This is a genomic window from Achromobacter sp. RW408, assembly GCF_003184165.1.
Lineage (GTDB): Bacteria > Pseudomonadota > Gammaproteobacteria > Burkholderiales > Burkholderiaceae_B > Achromobacter > Achromobacter xylosoxidans.
In genome coordinates this window covers 249,964-263,678 of the sequence record NZ_QHHO01000049.1, presented here as the reverse complement: position 1 = coordinate 263,678, position 13,715 = coordinate 249,964, and the positions used below count along the sequence as shown (strand labels likewise).

General features: G+C 68.3%; 10 protein-coding genes. All 10 read left to right on the top strand.

What is annotated here, in order from left to right; all coding sequences use genetic code 11:
- The first annotated feature begins 23 nt into the window (after positions 1–23).
- The gene (locus tag DK459_RS20670; protein ID WP_053498467.1) at positions 24–2,234 is read left to right on the top strand and encodes a cellulose biosynthesis cyclic di-GMP-binding regulatory protein BcsB; all 2,211 of its coding nucleotides are present in this window, start codon (positions 24–26) and stop codon (positions 2,232–2,234) included.
- 18 nt (positions 2,235–2,252) lie between these two features.
- Entirely contained in the window at positions 2,253–3,950 is a 1,698-nt protein-coding gene (locus tag DK459_RS20665) for a glycosyl transferase family protein (protein ID WP_054448081.1), read from the top strand.
- Positions 3,947–6,685, top strand: a complete 2,739-nt coding sequence (locus DK459_RS20660; RefSeq protein WP_110135034.1) for a hypothetical protein — start codon at positions 3,947–3,949, stop codon at positions 6,683–6,685. Before DK459_RS20665 ends, DK459_RS20660 begins: the two co-directional genes overlap by 4 nt.
- A 37-nt stretch (positions 6,686–6,722) precedes the next feature.
- A complete protein-coding gene (locus DK459_RS20655; protein WP_006384425.1) occupies positions 6,723–7,721 on the top strand; it encodes a twin-arginine translocation pathway signal in 999 nt (332 codons plus the stop codon).
- A gap of 4 nt (positions 7,722–7,725) precedes the next feature.
- Positions 7,726–8,826 (top strand): cell division protein FtsQ, encoded by a 1,101-nt coding sequence (locus DK459_RS20650; RefSeq protein WP_110135033.1) that lies wholly within the window; start codon positions 7,726–7,728, stop codon positions 8,824–8,826.
- Positions 8,827–8,832: 6 nt separating this feature from the next.
- The gene (locus DK459_RS20645; protein ID WP_054445435.1) at positions 8,833–10,413 is read left to right on the top strand and encodes an MBOAT family protein; all 1,581 of its coding nucleotides are present in this window, start codon (positions 8,833–8,835) and stop codon (positions 10,411–10,413) included.
- A 25-nt stretch (positions 10,414–10,438) separates the two neighbouring features.
- Positions 10,439–10,678 (top strand): acyl carrier protein, encoded by a 240-nt coding sequence (locus DK459_RS20640; RefSeq protein ID WP_054445434.1) that lies wholly within the window; start codon positions 10,439–10,441, stop codon positions 10,676–10,678.
- A 21-nt stretch (positions 10,679–10,699) separates the two neighbouring features.
- Positions 10,700–12,175 carry an AMP-binding protein gene (locus DK459_RS20635; RefSeq protein WP_026383731.1) on the top strand — a complete coding sequence of 492 codons (1,476 nt, stop codon included), beginning with the start codon at positions 10,700–10,702 and terminating at the stop codon, positions 12,173–12,175.
- Positions 12,172–12,852 (top strand): alginate O-acetyltransferase AlgF, encoded by a 681-nt coding sequence (locus tag DK459_RS20630; protein WP_110135032.1) that lies wholly within the window; start codon positions 12,172–12,174, stop codon positions 12,850–12,852. The genes DK459_RS20635 and DK459_RS20630 overlap by 4 nt, the downstream gene beginning before the upstream one ends.
- 9 nt (positions 12,853–12,861) lie before the next feature.
- A partial coding sequence (locus tag DK459_RS20625; RefSeq protein WP_110135249.1) for an acyl-CoA dehydrogenase family protein occupies positions 12,862–13,715 on the top strand: 854 nt, incomplete at its 3' end.

The following is a 13,715-nucleotide window of genomic DNA, read 5'->3' as shown; positions in this document are numbered from 1 at the left end:
CTGCATATCCGCCCGGAGTTCCCATGCCAAAACCCTCTTCCTTTTCCGCCCTGACGCTTCGACGCGCGCTGATGGCCGCCGGCCTGTTGCTGCCGCTGGGGACGCTGGCCAGCCCGGCCGGCGACGCACTGCGCCAGTTGCAGGGCGACGATTGGGTGACGCGCAACACCACGCTGGCCGATCTGGGCATCAGCGAGCCGGTGGTCCTGAGCAACAGCGACGCGCGCCATGAGTTCTACGTGCCGGTGCCGCGCGGCGTGCCGATCGCCGACGCCACGCTGAACTTCGATGCCAAATACACCAAGGGCGAGCCGGGCCGTACCAGCCTGGTGCTGTGGGCCGACGGCGTGCCGCTCAATGCGCAACGCATCGCCGACGGCGACGGCAGCATCGCGCACGGCTACACGGTGGACCCGCGACGCCGCGAGACCGGCTTCCTGCGGGTGGGCGTGGACTGGCAATCCGAAATCGCGCTGCGCCACTGCGAAAGCAACCGCGCCACCGCCAACGCGCTGACCATCTCGCCGCAGACGCGCCTGACCTACCGCTACGATGCCTCGGCCATCGGCAACCTGGATGATGCCTGGGGCACGCTGCCCGGCAAGCCGACCCTGATCGTGGCCGGCGCCAAGCTGGACCAGCAGGCCTTCGACAGCGCCTGGCGTGTCGGCGTGGCGCTGGAACGCGCCGGCAAGCGCGTCGCGGTGCGCGCCTTCCCCTCGGTGGGCGACGAGATCGACACGCGCGGCCTGCAGGCGCCGGCCGGGCTGGCGCAGGTGCCGGCCTTCGCCGCGCTGGCGGACAACGGCAAGCACAAGATCGCCAATGCCGCCGAGATCGGCGCTTTGCTGGTGATGGGCGCGCCCGCCGTCGCCGGTGACGTGGTGATCGCCGATGCCACGCTGCGCGGCAAGTTGAACGAAGCGCTGGACGCGTTGCAATCGCAGCTGGCCAACGATGCCGACGCCGCGGCGGCCTTCAAGTCCTGGCGCGAGCGGCGCGTGCCGCTGGCCAACGCCGACATGCAGTCCAAGGAAATCCGCCTGGCCGCGATGGGCCGCCAAGCCGTGATCGCATTGGCCGCCGATGCCGGCGCGCAGGGCGCGGGCGCGTTCGACACGGCCTGGCGACGCATCCTGGTGACGCGCCAGGTGCGGGTCAAGGCCGCGATGCCGCCGGAAACCTTCAAGGACGGCGGCCTGCGCCTGACGGCGCTGGGCGGATCGCCCAACAGCTTCAACGTGGTCGCCAGCGGCGACTGGACCACGACGTTCCCGTTGGCCGCTGTGTCGGCGGACGGCCGCATGCCCGGCGAATTGGTCATGGACGTCTCGGCCGCGCCCGGCGCCTCGTCGACGCGCCCGGTGGCCTCCGTCTTCTGGAACGGCATCCTGCTGGCCGCCAAACAGCTGGATGCCGACGGTCGCCCCGAGCGTCTGACCGCCCGGGTGCCCGGCTACGTGCTGGGGGTCACCAACGCCGTGCGCGTCACGTTCCAGCGCCAGCCGGTGTCGGTGGACTGCAACGAGATCCCGCAAGGGTATCCGGTGAACGTGCTGCCGACCAGCTACGTCAAGCCGGAAAAGGCCGAACCGGACGGCACCTTCGTCGGCCTGCTGCCGCTGCTTGCCGGCACGCCACAGGTCGTCGTACCCGACAGCTATCTGGCAAGCGCGCCCGACAACCTCAAGCGCCTGATCGGCATCGCTTCGGCCAGCGGCATTTCGACGACCCGCGCCGAACTGTCCGTGGCCGCCGGCGGCCAGGCCTTCAAGCCGACGCGCCCCTTCCTGGCGATGGAAGTGCCGGTGGAAGGCGCCAAGCCGATGGTGACGGTCACCGATCGCAAGCAACTGCGCGTGGACGGCAAGGACACGACCTGGCTGGACATATCGGGCCTGGAACAGCTGAGCTCGGCCGAAGTGGTCAGCGCCGCGGGCCAGGACGGCGTGTTGTGGCACACCCTGGGGCAGCGGGCCGGCATGCTGGACGCGCCGTTCGTGCTGAACCGCGGCAACGTCGCGCTGATTGGCGCCGCCGGCCCGGTGGCCTGGATCGACAGCGCCAACCCCGACGCCAGCCATCCGCCGGGCGCCGGGGAAAGCGCTTTCTTCGAATGGCGCCGCTACATCTCGTGGAGCGTGCCCGCCATCAGCGTCGGCCTGCTGGTGCTGCTGCTTATCCTGATTGTCGCGATGCGCGTCAGCCGCAGGAAGAACAAGGAAACCCGATAAACCCGGATCGGCCCGCCCATGTCTTCGCTCTACTGGCCCTATCTCATCGCCGACTACTACCGCGGCCTCGAGATCGTGACCGCCGTCGTTGGCGTGATCATCCTGCTTTCGAGCCTGGATGACCTGTTCATCGACGGCTGGTACTGGGTGCGCGAGCTGCGGCGCGCCTTGACGGTCAAGCGCCGCTACACGCCGTTGACGGCAGCGCAATTGCGCGCCAAGGAAGAACAGCCGCTGGCGATCATGGTGCCCGCCTGGCTCGAGTACGACGTCATCGCCTCGATGCTCGAGACGATGGTGTCGACGCTCGAATACAAGAACTACATGATCTTCGCCGGCACCTACCAGAACGACGAACGCACCATCAAGGAAGTCGAGCGCATGCGGCGGCGATATCGCCAGCTGATAAGGGTGGAGGTGCCGCACGATGGCCCGACCTGCAAGGCCGACTGCCTGAACTGGATCGTGCAGGCCATCTTCGCGCAGGACGCCCGCCAGCCCGTGCCGTTCGCCGGCGTCATCCTGCACGACAGCGAGGACGTGCTGCACCCGCTGGAACTGAAGTACTACAACTACCTGCTGCCGCGCATCGACTTCATCCAGCTGCCGGTGACGTCGCTGGAACGCCACTGGTACGAGCTGGTGGCCGGCACCTACATGGACGAGTTCGCGGAATGGCACACCAAGGACCTGGTGGTGCGCGAGAGCCTGTCGAAGATGGTGCCTTCGGCTGGCGTGGGCACCTGCTTCTCGCGTCGCGCACTGGTCGAACTGGCCGCCGAGACCGACAACCAGCCCTTCAACACCGACACGCTGACCGAGGACTACGACATCGGCGCGCGGCTGGCGCAGCGCGGCATGCGGCAGATCTTCGGCAAGTTCGGCGTCGAGTACGTGACGCGGCGCCGCGCCTGGTTCGGACTGGGCAAGGAGAAGGTGTCGACCATCCACATGCCGCTTGGGGTGCGGGAGTATTTTCCCAACACCTTCCGCACCGCCTACCGGCAGAAGGCGCGCTGGACGCTGGGCATCGGGCTGCAGGGCTGGCAGCAGGTCGGCTGGACCGGTTCGCTGGCGACCAAATACCTGCTGTTCCGCGACCGCAAGGGCCTGGTGACCTCGTTCATCGCGATCCTGGCATACCTGCTGCTGGCCAACTTCTTCCTGTTCTACCTGGCCGACCTGTTCGGCTGGTGGACCGTGTATTACCCGTCCTACTTCCGCCCGGGCGGCTGGCTGGTGACGCTGATGTGGATCAACGCGGTGGCCTTGCTGCTGCGGGTGGTGCAGCGCGCCTATTTCGTCGGTCGCATGTATGGCTGGGAACACGCAATCCTGTCGATCCCGCGCATGATCGTCGGCAACTTCATCAATGCCATGGCCGCGGCGCGCGCCTGGAAACTGTTCATCGGCCACTTGATCACGGGCAAGCGGCTTGCCTGGGACAAGACCATGCACGATTTCCCGTCCACCGACCAGCTGGCGCAACAGCGCCAGCGCCTGGGCGAGCTGCTGCTGTCCTGGCAGGCGATCGACGAGGACAAGCTGGCGCGGGCGCTGGAGATCCAGTCGCGCGACAAGCGGCCGCTGGGCGAAATCCTGATGGAACAAGGCTGGCTGGACGAAGGCACGCTCAGAGAGGCGATCCACTTCCAGCAAGGCGGCCAGGCCGATATCGCGCCGACGCACGGCGAAAACAAACCCGCGACTCCATGAAGCCATTGACCCGTTCCTTCCTGCTGTCCGCCGCGCTGGCCTGCGCCGGCCACGCCGGGCCCGCCGCCGCGCAGTCGGCGCCACGCGCCGCCGAGGCGCCGCTGGAAGGCGCCGCCTATCAGTTCGCCGACGAGGGCTACAAGAGCTACGACGCGGGCAACTACGCGCAGGCCCAGCAGCAGGCCGAATCGGCCATCGCACTGCGCCCGGACGTGGAGCGGCTGCGCCTGCTCCTGATCTACGCGCTGCAGAAGCAGGGCAAGCTGCGGGAGGCGGACAAGGCCGCCGCCGACGCCATCAAGAGCGGCCTCGATACCCCCGCCTTGCGCCAGGCGCGCGCCAATCTGCGACCGCGCACCGCGCCGGCCGCCGCCGCGGGCGGCGGCGCGCCCGGCGCCACCGCCGCCTATCGTCGCGGCTTCCCGATAGCCACGCGCGCCTACGCCGACTACAACCGCGGCGACTACGTTGCCGCGCAGCGCGGCGCCGAGCAGGCCTTCAGCATCGACCCCAAACAGGGGCCGTGGGCCATGTTGTGGCTGGATGCGCTGGAAGCCCAGGGCAAGTACGCCGAGGCGCAGGCCGCCGCGGACAAGGCCATCGCGCTCGGCGCCCCCAACAAGAACGACCTGACCGCGCGCCGCGCCACGATGCAACGCCGCCTGGCCATCAAGCCCGCCGAACAGGGCTACCAGGCGCTGATCGCAAACCGACCCGGCGACGCGGTGCCGCTGGCGCGCGAGGCCGTGGCGCTGGCCCCGGATACCGCCAGCCACCGCCTGCTGTTGATGACCGCGCTGATGCTGGACAACCAGCTGGGCGCGGCCGAGGACGCCGCCACCGACGCGCTCGGGCAGGATGACGAGAACACGGTGGCACTGGTGATGCGCGCCTACCTGCGCCAGCGCCAGGGCAAGACCGACGAGGCCAATGCCGATTTCGATGCCGCGCTCAAGCAGGACTGGCTGGACGACGACCAGCGCCGCAATGTGCGCCTGATCGCGGCCGACGCCGCGCTCGCCGGCGGCGAGACCAAGCGCGCGCTGGCGCTGCTGGAGCCGCTCGGGGCCAAGGACGAAGCCGCCGCAGCCCGTATCAAGCGGGCGCGCTCGGCGCCCACCGTGCCGGCCACGCTGACGCTGGCCAACTACCCGGCGCCGCTGCAGGATTGCCGCGATACGCCTTACGGCACGTCCTGCGAACTGCTGCCGTCGGACGCCGCCGGCAGCGGCGGCCCCGCGGCGCTGGCCTACGCCGCCTATGCGCGCGAGGACTACCAGGAAGCCATTGCGCAGGCGCGCAAGGCCGCCGAGCAGGATCCCGCCAACAAGGAATTGCAGCGCCTGCTGACCACCACGCTGGCCGCGGGCAACGCGGCGCAATTGGCCGAGGCCGAGAAACGCATGGGCGAAGCGCTGTCCGCGCAGCCCGACGACCCCGCCCTGCTGATGCAGCGCGGCTACCTGCACCAGCGCATGGGCAAACCCCGGCTGGCGCTGGAGGACTTCCAGGCGGCCCGCGCCACCGGGAAGGCGCCGCCGACCGTGATCCTGGACGAAGGCTATGCGTTGTCGGGCGTCGGCGACAAACGCGGCGCCGTGGAGAAACTGAAACAGGCCATCGACGAGGCCGATGCCGGCAAACTGGAATTGACACCGCAACAGCGCTACGACACGCGCAGCGGCATCGCCGGCCTGTCGCGCGAATGGGGCGGCTACGTTTCCGCCGGTTATCGCGGCGCGCGGCCGGCGTCTTCCGGGCTCGGGGGCGCGGCGATCACGGTGCCGGGCGATGCGGTGTTCAGCACCGCCGAGATTTTCTGGCGGCCGTCCGAGTTCCTCAACTCATCGACGCGCACGTTCGAACTGTATGGACGGCTGTCCAATACGCTGTACGACAACGGCAGCCGCACCAAGAGCCAGACCGTCAGGAACCGTTGCGGCGAAGGGGTGATCGATGTCGCGGGCCAGAACAACGACGGCATCGCCGGCATCCCCACCACCGTCGGCTCGCTCGGCATGCGCTTCACGCCATCCACCGAGGTGGGGCTGACCTTCGGCCTGGAGCGCCAGTTCAACCTCGGAACGGCGACGCGCACCGGCATCCTCACTCCGCGCTCGACCGATACGTTCTGCGGCCTGAACAGCGCCAACCAGACCGCCCACTACAAGGCGGACGCCGGCAGCGGAGGCTGGCTCGCCTACGTCACCTACGGCCTGTACGAAGGCACGACGTTGCGCATCGACCGGCCCGACTGGTTCACGATGGAAGGCTATGTGCAGGCCGGGTATTCCTGGCAGGACATGCCGGCCCGGTTCTGGCTGCGCGACAACGCCACCGGCAAGGACACGGACAGCGTCCGCGGCAAGCTCAAGCGCGACCAGGCGTTCGGCGCGGGGGAATTGCGGATCGGGCGCAGTTATCGCCTGGACGCCATCAGCGAAAAGCTGGTGTTCTTTCCCTATGGGGTGATCGGCGCCGACTGGCTGTGGACCAACAACAAGGTGACCGGTGTCCAGCTGGGCGACAGCAGCACCCATCCGCTGCAAGGCAACGGATCGAGCTGGTCGCTGGGCGCGGGCCCCGGCTTCAACCTGCGCTACTGGTTCCGCGAGGATCACTACAACGCGCCACGGTCCTACCTGGACCTGACCACCCAATACCGTTTCAACATCGGCGGCGGCCAGGCCGACCGGGCCAAGGGCCTGTTCATCAACCTGACCCTGTCCTACTGAGCCCCGCCGATCCGTATCCATGAAGGAATCCGCAAACATGACTACCGCTATCCGCCCCCTGCCCCGCCGCCCGCGCCTGGCGTCGGCCCTGTGCGGCTTGCTGCTGGCGCTGGCCGCCGCGGGCGCCCAGGCGCAGCGAGCCTCGTCCATCGTCATCCAAGGCAAGGACAACTGGCTGTTCCCGGGCTGGGGCAGCCTGACCCAGGTGGATACGCGCGGCATCGACGCCGCCACCCAGCTGGTGCGCGAAACCCGCGACGCGCTCGCCGCCAGGGGCGTCCAGCTGGAAGTGCTGGTACTGCCAGACAAAACGCTGTTCTACCAGGACAAGCTGCCGGACGGCACGACGCTGAGCGCCGATGTCAGGAAGCGCTACCAGACCATACAGGACAAGCTCAAGGCCGCCGGCATCTCCACCATCGACGACGAGGCCGTGCTGCGCCGCCTGAAGGATGGCGGCCAGGATGTGTTTTATCGCACGGACCAGCACTGGACCCAGGCCGCCGCCGACGCCACCGCCGAGGCCCTGGCCCAGCGCATCAGGCAGGACGTGAAGACGCTGGCCGGCAAGCCGGGCACCGGCATGGCGCTGGGCAGCGTGGTCAACGAACGCCGCTATGGCGATCTGGCCGAACTGTTCCTGACGCCCGAACAGCGCAAGCAGGCGGGGCGCGAGACCTTCACCGTGCGCCGCCAGGCCGACAACCAGAGCCTGATCGATGACGCGCCCGCCCCGGTGCACGTGACCGGCCACAGCATGGTGCAACCCTACTTCGGCTTTCCGCAGAAGCTGTCCAATCTGCTGGATCGCCCGGTTTCCGTGAACTGGAAGCCCGGCAACGTCGGCCACTGGATCATGCTGCTGGAATACCTGGAGTCGCCCGCCTTCAAGCAGAACAGGCCGCAGGTGCTGGTGTGGCAGATGTTCGAGCCCACCTATGCGCAGGGCCCCGATGCCAAGGGGCTGTGGGACAACGCCTCCATCATGACCGCCGACGCCTGGCGCGGCCGCATGAAGGCGGCGGTGGGGCAATAGCGCCGTGGCGCAACCCGACAAGGCGGCGCCGCCCGAGACGGGCCATCGGCGCAACGCGATCGTGATCGGCGTGCTGCTGGCGCTCGGCCTGGGCTGGGGCGCCTGGTGCCTGGCGCAAGCCAGGCTGGGGGCCGCCGACGTCGCGCCCACGGCCTGGATGAACGGCACCGCGGGGACCGTGCTGAACCAGTCGCTGCGGCTGCCGGCGCAGGGCGCGGTCAACACCTGGAATGCCGCGATCCGCTACCGCCTGCTCGGCGACCTGGGCGAGCAGGTGGCCATGGGCTGCCCGCAATGGCTGTTCTACCGTGACGGCCTGCGGCCGCAACCCGGGGTGCATGTCTTCGATGAGCGCCTGCGCCTGATGCGCCACTGGGTCGAACAACTGCGCCAGCGGCAGGTGCAACTGCTGGTGGTGGCGGTGCCCGACAAGTCGCGCATCGAGGCCGATCACCTGTGCGGCCAGACCGTCTCGCTGCCGATGCAGCGCACGCTGGACGACTGGAATGCCGCCCTGCGTGCGCAGGGCGTGCCGTTCGTCGATCTGCGCGACGCCCTGGCACAGGCCGAAGCGCCGCGCTACTTCCGCACCGACGTGCACATGAACGCCACCGGCGCGCAGGCCGCGGCCGCGCGCGTGGCGCAGGCCGCCCTGCCGCTGCTGGGCGGCTCCGGCACCCAGGCCTTCAAGGAAGATCCCGCGGGTGCGCCGCAGCCGCGCATGGGCGACCTGATCGTGCTGGCAGGGCTGGAACAGGCACGACCTGGCTGGCGTCCCGAGCTGGACCTGGCCGAGCCGCGGAAGATCGAACCGGTGCGCGGCGGCGGGCTGCTCGATGACACGCCACCGGTGGAGGTGTTGCTGGCTGGCAGCTCCAACGGCCGCCGCAGCAATTTCGCCGAGCGGCTGGGCATGGGACTGGGGCGCGAGGTCTGGAACCTGAGCCTGGATGGCGGGCAGTTCTCCGGGGCCTTGCTGGTGGCCCTCAAGCAGCGCGAGCAATGGCCCAAGAGCCTGAAGCTGGTGATCTGGGAGTTTTCGGAAATGGCGCTGTCGCTGCCGCTGACCGACGACGAGAAATCCGTGCTGGCCCGACTGCCCTGACCGAAGATGCTATTCAACTCCTATCTGTTCCTGCTGATCTTCCTGCCCATCACGCTGGCCGTGTACTACGGCGCGGGCCGCTTCAATCTGCGGTTGGCGGCATTGTGGCTGTGCCTGACCTCGTTCGTCTTCTACGGTTGGTGGAACCCGCAGTTCGTGGTGCTGCTGGCGGGTTCGATCGCTTTCAACTTCCTGGTCAGCCTGCTGATCCTGCACACCGCGGCACGGCCCCGGTTGCAGGGGCTGATCGTGGGACTGGGCGTGGGCGCCGACCTGGCGCTGCTGTTCCACTACAAATACTTCGCGACGCTGCTCAATTTCCTGACCGACCTGGGCATGACCAGTTCGACCATGGACGCGATCATCCTGCCGCTGGGCATTTCGTTCTTCACCTTCACCCAGATCGGCTACCTGCTGGATTGCCGCGCGGGCGTGGTCAAGGAACGCAGCCTGCTCAGCTACGTGCTGTTCGTGACCTTCTTCCCGCATCTGATCGCCGGCCCGATCCTGCATCACAAGGAGATGATGCCGCAGTTCGCGCAGCCCGAGAATTACCGCTTCAAGGCCGAGAACCTGTCGGTGGGCGGCATGCTGTTCGTGATCGGCCTGGCCAAGAAAGTGCTGCTGGCCGATGGCATCGCGCCTTACGCCGATGCCGGTTTCGCCGCGCCTGGCGAACTGCAGTTCTGGGGCTCGTGGGGCGCCAGCCTGTGCTATGCCTTGCAGTTGTATTTCGACTTCTCCGGCTATTCGGACATGGCGCTAGGCCTGGCCAAGATGTTCGGCATCCGCTTCCCGCTGAATTTCAACTCGCCCTACAAGGCGGGCAGCATCATCGAATTCTGGGCGCGTTGGCACATGACACTCACACGCTACCTGACCGCCTATCTCTACTACCCGGTGGCCATGGCCATTTCGAAATGGCGCACCGATCGCAATCTGCCGGTCGGGGCGCAGGGCGTGGCCACGGTGGGCGGTTTCCTGGCCAGCATCGTCACGCCGACGCTGTTCACGATGGCGCTGGCCGGCGTCTGGCACGGCGCCGGCTTCCAGTTCCTGGTATTCGGCCTGCTGCACGCCATGTACCTGTCGGTGAACCACGCCTGGCGCATCTTCGTGGTGGGCCGCAAGCCCGCCGCCGCGCGCAACCTGAACGTGGTCAAGCGAGCCGCCTGCGTGCTGCTGACCTTTGTCGCGGTGCTGGTGGCGCAAGCGTTCTTCCGCGCCCACGGGGTCGGCGACGCCATGCTGCTGATGCAGGGCATGATCGGCCTGCGCGGCATGGAAACGCTGGACCTGGCCACCCACGTCAGCGGCCTGGCCTGGGGCGATGCCTGGCGCGTGCTGGTCGGCCACCACCTGCAGTTGATCTATGCTGTGGTGCTGCTGGGCATCGCCTGGTTCGCGCCCAATGCGCACCAGATCCTGGGCCGCTACTCGCCGGCGCTGTTCAAGCCGCAGGAAGCGCCTTCGCCCTGGATGCGCTGGCGTCCCAACCTGCCCTGGCTGGCCGCGATGCTGGCCCTGCTGTTCTTCTGCCTGGTCAACCTGCACAAGGAAACCCGGTTCCTCTATTTCCAATTCTGACCGCGGCGCGGTCGCGGAGTACGCTATGGACATCAACGATATCGAAGCCAAGGTGGCCGACCTGATCGAAGGCATCATCCTCACCAAGGTCGATCCCGATACCCTGCTGATCGAATCCGGGCTGGTGGATTCGCTGGCCGCGGTGGACGTGGCGTTGGCGGTGGAACGCCAGTTCGGCTGCAAGATCCCGCCGACCGAGATCGACGTGCACCTGGAGTCGGTGCACACGCTGGCGACCTTCATCGCGGAGCACGCGCGCGCCTGACGTCTTCCTGGGGGCAGCATCATGCGTTTCGATTTCAACGCCTACGATTTCGCCGATACCGCCATCGCTGACGACGCCATCGCGGTGGTCGACGCGCAGGGCGCGTTGACCTGGGCAGCGCTGCGCGCCGCCACGCAGGCCTGGGAACAGGACGCGCTGCGCGCCGGGGTCACCGCCGGCGTGCCGCTGGTGATCTCCGGCCACAAGGAAGCCGCCTTCCTGGTGGCGATCCTGGGGTGCCTGCGGCTGCGGGTGCCCTTCGTGCCGGTCGACGTCATCAACCCGCCCGAACGCATCGCCCGCATCGGCGAACTGGTGCGCGCCGGCCTGCGCTACGACGCCCAGGCCAACACCTTCGCTGCCGGTTGCGCCAGCCCCGCGCCGCTGGCCGAGGCCGGACTGGCCTACATCATGTTCACCTCGGGCAGCACCGGCGACCCCAAGGGTGTGCAGATCGGCCGCGAAAGCGTCACCCTCTTCGCAGGCTGGATCCGCGACTGCCTGAACCTCGGCCCGGCGCCCGCGTTCATGGACCAGATGCTGTTCAGCTTCGACTTCTCGCTGTTCAACTGGGTCGGCGCGCTGGAACTGGGCGGCGCCTGCGTGCTGTGCCCGCGCGAGACGATCGCGCAGCGCGACCGCTTCGTGCAATACCTGGCCGACACCGGCATCAACGTCTGGGCCTCGACGCCGTCGTTCGTGCGCCAGCAGCTGTTCAACCCGGATTTCGACCACGCCCACCTGCCGCGGCTGCGCGCCTTCGTATTCGGCGCCGAGTCGCTCACGCCGACGCTGGCCGAGGAGCTGTGGCAGCGTTTTCCGGACGTTCGCATCATCAACTCGTACGGTCCCACCGAGGCCACCTGCTCCACCACCTGGGTCGAGATCGACCCCGCCCTGCGTGCCGAAGCGCCCAACCCCTTTCCCATCGGCCGCGCCAAGCCGTATGCCGAGGTCTTCATCGAGAACGGCGAAATCAGCATTGCCGGCGACCACGTCATGCGCGGTTACCTCAATCGCCCGGACCTGAACGCCTCGCGCATGTTCACGCGCAATGGCAAGCGCGGCTATCGCAGCGGCGACCTGGGCGAGATCGATGCGCGCGGCCTGGTGACGTTCCGCGGCCGCATCGACGACCAGATCAAGTTGCACGGCTACCGCATCGAACTGGCCGAGATCGATGCCGCCATCGCCGCCCTGCCCGGCGCGCGCGCGGGCGCCACCGTCGCGCTGCGGCGGCCCGATGGCGCTATCATCCGTCTCATAGGATTCGTCGAACCGGCCGAGCCCGGCGCCGCGGGCCTGCAGCCGCTGCCCGCCGCGCTGGCGGACTGGAAAGCCCTGTTGGGCCGCAAGCTGCCCCCCTACATGATCCCGTCCGAACTGGTGGCCTGCCACCGCTTCCCGACGACCAGCACCGACAAGGCCGACCGCAAGCAGCTCGAGCGCATGTATCTCGACGCCCGCCTCAGCAAGAAACCGGAGCCGCAAGCATGATCCGTCGCACCCATTTCCCCATCCTGGCATTGACGCTGGCGCTGGCCGGCGCCAGCGCCGCCACGCAGGCCGAAGGCGTGCTCGCCCAGCTGTATGCCGCCCGTCCGCCGGCCGGCTCATCGTTCGTGCGGGTCGTCAATCCCGAAACGGGCCCCGTGCGCGTGCAGATCGCCAACGGTCCATCGCAGGAAATCAGCCCGACCCAGCCCGCCAGCACCTACGCCATCGTCAAGGGCAACCAGCCGTTCAACCTGCTGATCGACGGCAAGCCGGCGGCCAGCCTGCAGGTCAAGCCCGACACCTTCACCACGCTGGTGGTGCGGCGCGACGGCGTCAATGTCAGCTACACGGCCATCGACGACAGCAATGGCGCCCAGGACGCGCTCAAGGCCGAGCTGCGCTTCTACAACCTGGCGGCCGATTGTCCCGGCGCCAAGCTCGAGGTGAGCCCGACCGGCCCCACGCTGTTCCAGGACGTCAAGCCGGGTGCATCGATGGCGCGCGCCATCAACCCCGTCAGCGCCACGCTGGCGGCGGGCTGCGGCACCGTGCTCTCGCCCTCGCTGGCCCTGCCGGCCCTGCAACCCGGCGATCACTACAGCCTGTTCCTGACCGGCAGCGCCACCGCGCCCACCCTGCACGGCCAGGCCAGCGCCACGGACTCCTACGGCAAGTAAGGAGGCCGCATGCGCCGCGTATTCCGGGACGACCACGAACTCTTTCGCGACCAGGTCCGGCGCTTCGTCGCCCAGGAGATCGCGCCGCACTACGCCGAATGGGAAAAGGCCGGCATCGTGCCGCGCTCGCTGTGGCGCCGCGCCGGCGCGGAAGGCCTGCTCAACTGCGCCCTGCCCGAACCCTACGGTGCCGGCGGCGATTTCGGCCATGCCGCCGTCGTGATCGAGGAACTGGCGCGCGCGAATTTCCTCGGCATCGGCTTCTCGATCCATTCCGACATGGTGGCGCCGTATCTGGACGCCTTCGGCACCACCGCGCAGAAGGAACGCTGGCTGCCCGCCATGGCGCGCGGCGACATCATAGGCGCGATCGCCCTGACCGAACCGGGCGCGGGCAGCGACCTGAAGGCGGTGCGCACGCGCGCGCGCCGCGACGGCGACCACTACGTCCTGGACGGCCAGAAGACCTTCATCACCAACGGCGTCAATGCCGGTCTGGCGATCGTGCTGGCCAGCACCGATCCCGACCTGGGCGCGCGCGGCCTGTCGCTGTTCTGCGTCGAGGAAAACCAGCCCGGCTTCACCAAAGGCACGCCGCTGAGCAAGATCGGCCAGCATTGCCAGGACACCTGCGAGCTCTATTTCGACGGGCTGCGCCTGCCCGTCGATTGCCTGCTGGGGCGCGAGAACAACGCCTTCGAATACCTGACCCAGGAACTCGCGCGCGAGCGCCTGGCGATCGCGCTGCGCGCCGGCGCCTCGCTCGAAGGCATGATCGACGAAGCCGCCGAGTACACCCGCAACCGCAAAGTCTTCGGCCGCCGCGTCATCGACTATCAGAACTCGCGCTTCAAGCTGGCCAG